This is a genomic window from Zarconia navalis LEGE 11467 (genome assembly GCF_015207075.1).
Lineage (GTDB): Bacteria > Cyanobacteriota > Cyanobacteriia > Cyanobacteriales > Geitlerinemataceae > Zarconia > Zarconia navalis.
The window spans coordinates 1-9557 of sequence record NZ_JADEXN010000160.1 but is presented as its reverse complement, the minus strand read 5'-3'; the positions used below and the strand labels follow the sequence as shown (position 1 = coordinate 9557).

Below are 9557 nucleotides of genomic sequence, written 5' to 3'. Positions count from 1 at the left end.
AATCCCGCCTGTCCGAGCCAGCCCACGCGCGACCCTTCGGCAGAAAGGTTCCAAGCCCAATGACCGAACAAAGGATAAATGAGACCCGAAGTCAGGCAAGCAACGAGTAAGTAAGACTGAAACTTCATCCGCTCGGCAACGGCTCCGGAGACAATGGTGGTTGCCGTGCCGCAAAACATCATCTGGAACAAAAAGAAGGCGGCAAGTTGGGGGTTGGATTCGATAGTGAGAAAAAAATTTGTCGTCCCAACGGTTCCAGCTTGGGTACTTCCAAACATGAGGGCAAAGCCAAATGCCCAAAAGAGAGAGGCGGAAATACCGAAGTCAGCAAAGTTTTTCACAGCCACGTTGATGCTGTTCTTGGAGCGGGTCAACCCAGACTCCAAGCACATAAATCCTGGCTGCATCAGGAAAACTAGACCCGCGCAAACCAAGAGCCAAAGAATATCAACCACCGACGACCTGCTCCTTTTGTTCTCAGATTTCCGACCCACTCAAGGGCGCAAGGGGAAGGTAAAAATTTTGAACGCACAATATCGTTATTTAACACGTCAGCTGGGGTTAACTTCTGGTAAATTTTTTACAAAATGTCGCCAATTCGACTGCGGTTGCTTGGGATTGCGCTCTGGATATGGCAAAACGGTAACGGGTTTGAGAGGTGATTCTCGAGGCGGCCAAAGCAATTCTCGGATGCCTCGATAGAGAGAGTTGCTATTTTGGAGCGATCGACGCTTGTTTCCGGCGCACAGAGATGTCTGGCTCGGGTTCTCCGGCTCGACAACGCTTCGATCGTCCAACTTCTTTATCCTCGCGGACGAGCCGATCGAGGCGGGATTTTAACAGTTTGACTCCAGCCAGAAGAAAAGCGATTTCGATATGCGACCTAAATTGTTAAGATTATTAACAAATAGTAACGGGGAGAACGAAATGGCAAACATCAAATTCGTGAACGAAGATAAAGAAGCGATCGCTGCAGACGGTGCGAACTTGAGGACGAAAGCCCTAGAAAATCGTGTTGATATTTACAAAACTTGGGGTAAGATGACGAACTGCGGCGGATACGGTCAGTGCGGTACTTGCGTTGTCGATATTGTCGCGGGGATGGAGAACCTCTCACCCCGAACCTCGTTTGAGGAACGCAAACTCAAAAAAAAGCCTGAAACTTATCGCCTAGCCTGTCAAACCTTGGTCAACGGAGACATCAGTGTCAAGACCAAGCCCTAACCCTCGCCATTTCCATCGACGGGGCAACCATCGAGAGCTGACAAAATCCACTCTCCCAAATTCCTCGGATTCGAGGCAAGGGTGACTTTTTAGTCGAATCGGGAAGAGAAACGTTCCCGATCGTCTATTCCTAATGGTATTGTAAAGAGACTTCATTTTAAAGTTCTTTAGAGGCCCGATTCGATGGAAACTAACCAGTTAGGCTATCTTGCCAGCCTTCTGTTTGTCATAGTGCCCTCTGTGTTTCTAATTATTCTGTACATTCAAACACAAAGTAGTCAAAAGCAAGAATAAAATTGACGATTTGGCACGTTATTTCTTGACTGTTATGCCAAGAAATATGCAAAGCGAGGGAAGATCGAATTTGTTTTGGTCTTCCCTCGTTTTCGATCGAACTTGTCTTTCGTCTAATTTTCGGGTTGACGAGACAGTAGCACCGGACACTCTGCATAAACCCTGACATAATCTGAAAGGGATTGACCGAGCAGGCGATCGAGATCGGGAAGACCTTTGGCCACCGACGGACGGCGATCGGGCGATCCCAGAACTAATAAATCTACATTGAATTCCTCGGCAATTTTGCAGATTTCCGGACCGGCTTTTCCTTGGGGTGCGACAGCACGATAGTCAACGCCCATATTTTTAACCTTTTGGATGGCCTCGGCTAAAACTGGGTCATCCTCTGCTCGGCTCTCGGGATCGGTAGGATTGACGCGAGCGAGAATAATTTGCGCACCTTTGATATCTCGGGTGAGAAACAACGCCCATTGAAGAGCCTGTCGGGCGGATTCGGATTTATTCATCGCCACCATCACCCGCTTGAGCTTTCTAACAAAGATACCATCTTTGATCAGTAGCATCGGTCGTCCCGTGAGTTGGAAAACGTACTGACTCACGGAGTTTTCCAAGATCGATCGCAAACGCCCCAGCGCCCGCGAACCCATAATAATCAGGTCGGCGTTTTCTTCTTCTGCTACTTCGCAGACGATGGTTTTCGCATCGCCTTGTTTGAGGCGAGGATTGACTTTTGTGGGTTCGGCTTTGAGGGTTTTGACCGCTTGCGCGAGAATCTTGCCGCCTTCTTCGAGAGCCTCGACCATTCCGTCGGCCGTCACTTGAGGCGGAACGACGTGTAACACCGTAATGGAGGCTCGTCCAATGGCGGGAATGTCGAGTAATTGATTTATCATTTCCTCGCACAGTCCCCGTCCGGCAACGGCAACTACAATTTTTTCAATCATCTCTATTAAGTTTGTCTGAACAACAACGGGGTATTTTTAACTCACTTTTGTCACCATCGAGAAACCCTAAAGTGGCAATTTTTAGGCGATCGCGATTTCGATCGGGATAGTCCAATGCCCGACACCCCAGAACTAATAGAGAATTATGGGGGAGCTAGTTTTCAAAGGTAGGATTGAAATTAACGAACTCAACGGCGCGATCGGACTTACCTTTCTCAAAATCCAGCATAAGCCGAACGACTAACGGAAAATCATGAGAAATGTAGCGTTTTAGAACGTTTTGTAAAGTTACCCTTGACTGAAAACAGAACTTAGTATTTGCACTCTAAAAAGTCCGATGGCTGTAACGTGCAACTAGATTTTATGCGGGTCGATCGTGGTATCGTTCCTCTCTCGATAAGACTTACGCAATTTCACCTTTAAACCATCTATGCACTTAGGGGTGAATGGCCATCAGGCTTTATCCCATCGTAAATTTAGAGACTAAAGCCACGGAGTTTTACACTTACCTTAAGACTTAGAAAAACAGACAGATGAAAACACCAGGACAGAGCGATCGCAGATCGTCGATCGAACCCGAACCCAACTGGTTTGAATACCCAGTGCGAGCATACCCCCACCACACCGACTATGCAGGAATTGTCTGGCACGGCACTTATATCGCTTGGATGGAAGAAGCGCGGGTGGAATACTTGCGCGCGACTGGTGTCGAGTTTGCCGATTTAGTTGCCCTCGGCTGTGACTTGCCCGTCGTCGAACTGTCCGTTCGCTACCACCAATCCATGGAAATGGGGACGAGTGCGGTGGTAAAGGCATCCATGGAACCTCCATCGGGGGTGCGACTGAACTGGAACTATCAAATTCGATCGCCGGACGGGCAGATCGTCTATCTCACCGCTCGCGTGACGTTGGTTGCAGTCGATCGCCAAAAGGGTAAGATCATGCGGCGGCTGCCCGCCTCGCTCGCCCAAATTTTAGCGGCGAGATCGACTTAGTGGAGGAATTGCGGCATCACTTCAACGGCACTGAACAAACCGTGAATTCCTCGCCGATTCAGGGCAATCCCGGCTTTGAGATACCCGAAAGCCGGGCCGCAAACATTCGCCGCCATACTGGTTTCATCCCCGAGCGTGAAGGTGTGGGTGGAGATTTTACCTTCAAAGGTGCGTCCAGTTAACCGAACGTTCGTACTCAGTGGTTTCTTGGGGTTGCGGGTATCGACAATCCCACCCACCGACACCCGATCGCGAGAGACGATACCCGCGAGTTCGAGCATGATGTCGTCGGCATGTTCCATATCTTCGAGCTGCAAAATGCCGTTGGTTTTGTCGAGGAGGGCTTCAACTTGTGCGTCGCTCATTTGGCGGGCTTTTTCCACATCGTATCCCGGCATATGGGCAATATCTTCGCGGATGGTGGCGCGATAGGCCTCCCAATTGGCAATCCCCACGCCGAAGGTGATTTTGACGCTGTGGATTTCCTCGTAGCTTTGGGCGGCAATTGCCGCTGCCGCCGTTAGCAATCCAGGGGTGGCTCCGCAGCCGGTCATATAGGTAATGCCTGCGGCTTGTAGCTCGTCTTGCAATTCTAAGAGCTGTTCGACAGCACTGGTACGTTTGAGGGCATCCACGAGCACCCCTTGCCATCCCATCTCGATAAACTGTCGGGCCACCGAGGCCATGAAGGTATTGGGGAGATTGGGTAATGCTAGAAAATACCCCTCGACGGTGGTGGCATTTTCGATCGCCTCCTCGATACTTCGATCGCCCAGGAATCCATCCGGTTTTAAGTATCCCAAAGATCCCTGTTGGTTGTAGGTGGCAATGCACTCGTCGGGATTCAATCCAGTGGGGTTATAGGCATACCCTTGACGATCGGCCCCAGCCACCCATAGAGCTTCGCGTTTGGGAGCCAGAACGCACGCAGCGGCCTGTCCGAGTCCTCCAAATCCTAAGATTCCCACTCGAATTGGATGTTTGACCTCATTGTCGATCGATCGATCGCTACTCATGGTGCATAACTCGCTTTACTTAAAGAGCAACTTTTTATTATCCGTTGCTCGGATACGGTTTCGATCGCACCTCAACTCAAGATAACAATAAGCTTTTTTGCGCGCTCTATTTTTCCATATCGATCGCCCGTTGACTCTTGACGGCAACGAAAAGTTACGCGAAACTAACTATCAATTAGAGTATAATTACACATAAGGAATAAGTTTTGTTAAGTTATGCCTTGTTTTCTAAGAGATTCGTCAAGATTTATTTAGATCGCGACGCTGGCTAGATAAGCGCTCGGGGAACTAGGCGGCGATAAATCATAAATTCCGAGCTTGTCGATCTTCTTGCGGTACGTGCCAATTATGGAAACACTCGAATTTGTTATTTATCCAGATGGTCGGGTTTTTGAAAAGGTAACGGGCATTAGCGGTGCTTCTTGTGCGGAAGTCACCGCTGCCATCGAAGCCCAACTCGGGCTTGTTCTCTCGCAAAAAAACACCTCTGATTTTTTTGCCCTCGAGCAATCTCAAGCTGCAACTCTCGACGCTCGGGCGACTCATAGCGATTGGTAAGTTTTACGTTTTCTTCGGTTTCAATTGTCAAGTTACTGCTGTTTTTTATTTAAGTTGCCATGTCACACTTTAGTCATCTCAAAACAAAAATCAGAAATCTGACCTCATTACAAAAAGCTCTAACCCAACTCGATGTTGAGTGGAAAACCGGCCCGAAGGACGTGCGGGGGTATCGCGGTCAAACTCACACGGCTCAAGTCGTTGTCGAGCAAGATAACGGTTATGATATTGGCTTTAGCTGGAACGGTCAGGAGTACGAACTCGTGACCGATTTACAGTTTTGGCAGCAAAATGGCTCGGTGGAACGATTCTTACAAAAAGTAACCCAGCAATATGCTTACCAAACTGTGATGAGCGAAACGGCAAAGCAAGGCTTTCAAGTCGCCGAACAGCAAAAGAACGAAGATGGTTCGATCCGCTTGGTTCTACAACGCTGGGCTTAGGAAGAATATGCTCGATCGATGGGCTTTCCCAACGAGCATCGAGCATCAACATTGAAAAAGTTCTCGAGATTGCAGCGGGGAAGAACGTCTGGTTCTTTTTTCCCCGCTCGCTCTTTAGAGATTAGCGGCAATCGATCCCCAAAATTAGTATGAACTCGGATTTTTCTCCAGATCCAACGAGTGAAGAGCGCGACCGTTCTGGATTCGAGCCGGAATTGGGTGGAGTGCTGCGGCAAACACCCGATCGTTCTGGATTCGAGCCGGAGTTGGGCGGAGTGCTGCGGCAAAAAGGTGTTTACGTTGACGAGCTAACCTGCATCGGTTGCAAAAACTGCGCCCACGTTGCTCGCAATACATTCTATATTGAAGCAGAGCACGGTCGAGCGCGGGTTTTCGACCAAGATGGCAATCCCGAAGATACAATTCAGGAGGCGATCGACACCTGTCCGGTGAATTGCATTCACTGGGTCGATTATACGGAACTCAAAATCCTAGAAAAAGAACGCAAGGATCAAGTCATTCCCATTGCCGGCATTCCCATAGCTAAAGGAAAGTTGATGTCAGCACAGCGCGGGCGGCGAAAGCCGAAAAAATTCAAGAAGCGTTCTGGAGTCTGAGTCCGACATCGCTAATGGAGTCTCGAGGTTCTGGGCTGTTGGAATCATCTGAGTTACTTTCTTAAGAAATTTTCCTTTCTTTTCACACGGATGTGTCCTGTTGATTACAATAGAAGAAGCGGAGACAAATGTTTCCGTTCACTCCTCACACCACACTCCGCCTGGAAATTTTTTTCCAGGCGGTTCCTTTTGGAGCCGGGGCGCGATCGACTTCCCTCGAATTCTGGTAAAAACTGCTACGACTGCTGTGGTAAAATGTTGAGACTAAGATACGGTATACAGTAAGGATCTTTAGGCATGTCAGCAGCCGAACCAGTTACAGATGGCACTTTTGAAGAAGCAGTACTCCAAAGCGACATCCCAGTTCTCGTAGACTTTTGGGCGCCTTGGTGTGGTCCCTGTCGTATGGTCTCTCCGGTAGTCGATGAAATCGCGCAGCAGTACGACGGACAAGTGAAAGTCGTAAAGTTAAATACAGACGATAACCCTAATGTGGCAAGTCAGTACGGAATTCGTAGTATTCCAACCCTGATGATATTTAAAGGCGGAGACAGAGTCGATATGGTCGTTGGAGCCGTTCCCAAGACGACCTTAGCCAATACCCTAGAAAAGTATCTATAAACGATCGAAGGACTCATAGAACGTTTGATGATAAAACGTTTGATGTCTGTTTCAACAGCTGGTTGTTAGCTCGTCGAAGAGTTAAACCAGCTTTATTTGTTTTGTCTTAAATTTATGTTGTCCCAGCTTTAATGGAGCGTTACCGCGATTTAGACCCGGAGCGTTCTCGAAAAGTATCAGTCGAGCGAGATTTCAACCCAACGAGAACCTTGCAAGTCATCAGTTTGTATGGTCAAAAATAATGCGGCTTTTGAAGACCCAAAAACTCTGCAAGCGAAAATCCTCGAGTTACTCGACGGCTTACCCACAGTCGAACACGGACAATGGATCGCTCGCTCTCTGGCCACTCTCCTCCGCATAGCCCACAGCGACGTCGAGCGTTTGGACTGGAAAATTCTCACCTATGCCCTACAGGATATGGAGCAAGGATTTGAGATTTTTTATCCCTATCGACACGTTCGCAAAATTACGATATTTGGTTCGGCTAGAACGCCGCGAGATCGACCCGAGTACGACCTGGCCGTTCGGTTTGCTCGCCGGATGACCGAGTATGGATTCATGATTATTACCGGTGCGGGCGGTGGCATCATGCAAGCGGGAAACGAGGGCGCAACCACCGAGCGTTCTTTCGGTCTCAACATTCAGCTCCCCTTCGAGCAGACATCGAACCCCTTCATCGAGGGCGATCCCAAATCCATTAACTTTAAGTATTTTTTTACCCGCAAACTCTTCTTTCTTAAGGAAAGCGACGCACTGGCTTTATTCCCCGGTGGCTTTGGGACTCAGGATGAAACCTTCGAGAGTCTGACTTTAAGCCAGACGGGGAAATACGGTCCCGCTCCGATCGTACTCATCGATCGACCTGGAGGTCACTATTGGAAAGACTGGGATGAATATATCCATCGCCAACTTCTCGCTCGCGGTCTTATTAGCGATTATGACTCCAGCCTATATACGATTACAGATAATTTGGACGTTGCCTGCGAGGCGATCCGTAGCTTTTACCGCGTCTATCATTCTAGCCGCTACGTTGGAGAACAACTGGCAATTCGCCTCAAATGCGAACTCTCTGACGAGGATGTGGAATATCTAAATGCTAATTTCAGCGATCTTTTAATAAAAGGACGCATTGAAAAAAGCCCAGCATTTCCCCAAGAATTAAACGACGAAACGATGGATTTGCCGAGATTGGCACTCTATTTCAATCAACGGGATTTAGGACGACTCTACCAACTGATTGCCACCATCAATCAACTGGGTTGCCAAAGTCCTGAATCCGAACATCCCGAACAAAAGTAATGTCGTTATCCACCACAAAAACGCTCGCCAGCAATGGGACTCGCAGAGAGGGCAGAAGAAAGAGTTAAGCACCTGTCCCGACTTCGGACTTGTCGGTCGGGGTCTTTTCCCCCGGCCGATCGTTCTCGAGATCGACAACTAGCACTTTCTTTTTTTTAGGTAGAAGCAGAGTTGTAGAAAGATAGTCTCTGTAATATTTACAAAAAGACCGATCCAGTGTGGATTAAGAATATTTTCGATCGCTCCAAGAGCTTAATATAGACGAGCTTCAATGACGATCGGTAGAAAAACTGCGGTTGAAATCAATAAAGGACAGACTCGTATTGTCTGTCCTCTAGAGGGCATATCCCTCGGTGTCATTAAATCTACGATTACTTAGCAGCGCAAGGATCGGCCTCCTTGGCAGCACATGGATCGGCCTCCTTGGCAGCACAAGGATCTGCTGGGGCTGCTGCCGGAGCTTCTGTCGGAGCTTCGTCCTGAGCGGCACAAGGATTCGAGCAGCCTACAGCTAGACCCACACTCAGAAGTGTCATTGTGGCGATAGTTGTGAGGTATTTGACTTTCATCTACTTAATCTCCAATGTAATGATTGAATCTGTATGTTTATGCCATTATAGATAGGCGAAGCAGAAAACGCACCTCAGATCGAAAAGATTTAGAAATTCCTGGGCATGGGTAGAAAAGAAACCTGGGGAAATTAGTACGATCTCCTGTTAAAACCCGATAACTCGGGTCTGATTTGTTGTACGGATTTTAAGGTAGCATACCGATTTGAAATTTAGATGAGAAACTCCTGAAAATTCGTGCGTTCGATCGATACTACGGAAAGCGAGGTTTTGGGTTCCAATTCGATTTTAAAACTCGCGGCGGAGTCCCAATATTAGACTTGTGGCTTTTTCTGGGCAAAAACTTATTATTCTTTCAGATCGTTCCTCGATTTAAAGCATACCCTAAGAAAAAGATTGAATGGCAATCCCAGCGGTATAACCGTCCAAAAGCCCAGAGCCAATCCAAATAAAGGATGATTTTCTTCAACCTCCTCTCAAATTTCACCCCCTTTTTCACCCCCTTACAACGCGAGGAAAAACAATGATTCCAAGCTTTTTGAGAACCCGCACCGCCTATCCCCAAAGAACGGTCGCATTTTGGGCGACTCTTTTGGTCTTAAGTTCCGCCGGCTGTACCCAAAATGCACCGACATCCTCCGGTGGGAACGAGACTTCAGCATCAGCCCCGACAACGATCTCTCTGACTCAAACGGGTTGTCAGTTTTTAGAAACAGAAGATAAAGATTACGAGTATCAACCCACCGATGCCGAAGCGTGCAAGCAAATTAATACCGACACGCTATCCCAACGAGAGTCTGAGTTCAAACCTTTAACCCTCCAAGCCGGAGACTATATCTTTAAGGTAACCAACCAAGACGTACCTTACGAGTTAGGATTCTATTTGCGCGGAGCCGGAGCCAAAAGCCTTACGCTGCCAAAAGTCAGTGGTGGCGGTTTGACCGAAGGAACAACCCAAGAGTATCGAATTACTC

Annotated in this window: 14 protein-coding genes; 9 read left to right on the top strand and 5 right to left on the bottom strand. The window is 48.1% G+C overall.

All coding sequences use genetic code 11. From position 1 onward, the window contains the following. Positions 1 to 455, bottom strand: a 455-nt coding sequence (locus IQ235_RS10420) for an ammonium transporter (RefSeq protein WP_405196660.1), incomplete at its 3' end; no start/stop codon positions are given. 96 nt (positions 456 to 551) lie between these two features. Beyond that, positions 552 to 797, bottom strand: coding sequence for a hypothetical protein (locus IQ235_RS10415; RefSeq protein WP_264321405.1), 246 nt, complete (start codon positions 795 to 797; stop codon positions 552 to 554). A 130-nt stretch (positions 798 to 927) separates the two neighbouring features. Here IQ235_RS10415 and IQ235_RS10410 point away from each other — a divergent pair, with 130 nt between their 5' ends. Both IQ235_RS10410 and psbM read left to right on the top strand, forming a co-directional pair. Beyond that, entirely contained in the window at positions 928 to 1224 is a 297-nt protein-coding gene (locus IQ235_RS10410) for a 2Fe-2S iron-sulfur cluster-binding protein (protein ID WP_264321404.1), read from the top strand. Between the two features lie 183 nt (positions 1225 to 1407). Continuing rightward, complete coding sequence (gene psbM, locus IQ235_RS10405) at positions 1408 to 1518, top strand: photosystem II reaction center protein PsbM (RefSeq protein ID WP_264321403.1); 111 nt, start codon at positions 1408 to 1410, stop codon at positions 1516 to 1518. A gap of 113 nt (positions 1519 to 1631) precedes the next feature. Here psbM and IQ235_RS10400 read toward each other — a convergent pair whose 3' ends face one another. After that, complete coding sequence (locus tag IQ235_RS10400) at positions 1632 to 2465, bottom strand: universal stress protein (RefSeq protein ID WP_264321402.1); 834 nt, start codon at positions 2463 to 2465, stop codon at positions 1632 to 1634. A gap of 533 nt (positions 2466 to 2998) precedes the next feature. Here IQ235_RS10400 and IQ235_RS10395 point away from each other — a divergent pair. Then, the gene (locus IQ235_RS10395; RefSeq protein WP_264321401.1) at positions 2999 to 3460 is read left to right on the top strand and encodes an acyl-CoA thioesterase; all 462 of its coding nucleotides are present in this window, start codon (positions 2999 to 3001) and stop codon (positions 3458 to 3460) included. On the opposite strand, the gene bioU is transcribed toward IQ235_RS10395, so the two are convergent. Then, positions 3457 to 4476 (bottom strand): (S)-8-amino-7-oxononanoate synthase BioU, encoded by a 1020-nt coding sequence (gene bioU, locus IQ235_RS10390; protein WP_264321400.1) that lies wholly within the window; start codon positions 4474 to 4476, stop codon positions 3457 to 3459. The two genes, IQ235_RS10395 and bioU, sit on opposite strands and share 4 nt — an antisense overlap. A gap of 348 nt (positions 4477 to 4824) precedes the next feature. On the opposite strand from bioU, the gene IQ235_RS10385 reads away from it, so the two are divergent. From IQ235_RS10385 to IQ235_RS10365, 5 genes are all read left to right on the top strand, one after another. Continuing rightward, the gene (locus IQ235_RS10385; RefSeq protein ID WP_264321399.1) at positions 4825 to 5034 is read left to right on the top strand and encodes a DUF2997 domain-containing protein; all 210 of its coding nucleotides are present in this window, start codon (positions 4825 to 4827) and stop codon (positions 5032 to 5034) included. Between the two features lie 59 nt (positions 5035 to 5093). After that, positions 5094 to 5477: a DUF1257 domain-containing protein gene (locus tag IQ235_RS10380; RefSeq protein WP_264321398.1), complete on the top strand. Its 384-nt coding sequence runs from the start codon at positions 5094 to 5096 to the stop codon at positions 5475 to 5477. Between the two features lie 149 nt (positions 5478 to 5626). Then, complete coding sequence (locus IQ235_RS10375; RefSeq protein ID WP_264321397.1) at positions 5627 to 6094, top strand: ferredoxin; 468 nt, start codon at positions 5627 to 5629, stop codon at positions 6092 to 6094. Between the two features lie 297 nt (positions 6095 to 6391). Then, positions 6392 to 6715: a thioredoxin gene (trxA, locus tag IQ235_RS10370; protein WP_264321396.1), complete on the top strand. Its 324-nt coding sequence runs from the start codon at positions 6392 to 6394 to the stop codon at positions 6713 to 6715. 228 nt (positions 6716 to 6943) lie between these two features. Continuing rightward, a complete protein-coding gene (locus tag IQ235_RS10365; RefSeq protein ID WP_264321395.1) occupies positions 6944 to 8014 on the top strand; it encodes an LOG family protein in 1071 nt (356 codons plus the stop codon). A 371-nt stretch (positions 8015 to 8385) separates the two neighbouring features. Here IQ235_RS10365 and IQ235_RS10360 read toward each other — a convergent pair whose 3' ends face one another. Then, on the bottom strand, positions 8386 to 8550 hold the full coding sequence (locus IQ235_RS10360; RefSeq protein ID WP_264321394.1) for a hypothetical protein: 165 nt from the start codon (positions 8548 to 8550) through the stop codon (positions 8386 to 8388). A 556-nt stretch (positions 8551 to 9106) separates the two neighbouring features. On the opposite strand from IQ235_RS10360, the gene IQ235_RS10355 reads away from it, so the two are divergent. Further along, positions 9107 to 9557, top strand: a 451-nt coding sequence (locus IQ235_RS10355; RefSeq protein WP_264321393.1) for a hypothetical protein, incomplete at its 3' end; no start/stop codon positions are given.

Bases quoted from the DNA above. Each gene is read 5' to 3' on its own strand.
- IQ235_RS10410 (WP_264321404.1), top strand. From the start codon at position 928: ATGGCAAACATCAAATTCGTGAACGAAGATAAAGAAGCGATCGCTGCA.
- psbM (WP_264321403.1), top strand. From the start codon at position 1,408: ATGGAAACTAACCAGTTAGGCTATCTTGCCAGCCTTCTGTTTGTCATA.
- IQ235_RS10400 (WP_264321402.1), bottom strand. From the start codon at position 2,465: ATGATTGAAAAAATTGTAGTTGCCGTTGCCGGACGGGGACTGTGCGAG.
- IQ235_RS10395 (WP_264321401.1), top strand. From the start codon at position 2,999: ATGAAAACACCAGGACAGAGCGATCGCAGATCGTCGATCGAACCCGAA.
- bioU (WP_264321400.1), bottom strand. From the start codon at position 4,476: ATGAGTAGCGATCGATCGATCGACAATGAGGTCAAACATCCAATTCGA.
- IQ235_RS10385 (WP_264321399.1), top strand. From the start codon at position 4,825: ATGGAAACACTCGAATTTGTTATTTATCCAGATGGTCGGGTTTTTGAA.
- IQ235_RS10380 (WP_264321398.1), top strand. From the start codon at position 5,094: ATGTCACACTTTAGTCATCTCAAAACAAAAATCAGAAATCTGACCTCA.
- IQ235_RS10375 (WP_264321397.1), top strand. From the start codon at position 5,627: ATGAACTCGGATTTTTCTCCAGATCCAACGAGTGAAGAGCGCGACCGT.
- trxA (WP_264321396.1), top strand. From the start codon at position 6,392: ATGTCAGCAGCCGAACCAGTTACAGATGGCACTTTTGAAGAAGCAGTA.
- IQ235_RS10365 (WP_264321395.1), top strand. From the start codon at position 6,944: ATGGTCAAAAATAATGCGGCTTTTGAAGACCCAAAAACTCTGCAAGCG.
- IQ235_RS10360 (WP_264321394.1), bottom strand. From the start codon at position 8,550: ATGACACTTCTGAGTGTGGGTCTAGCTGTAGGCTGCTCGAATCCTTGT.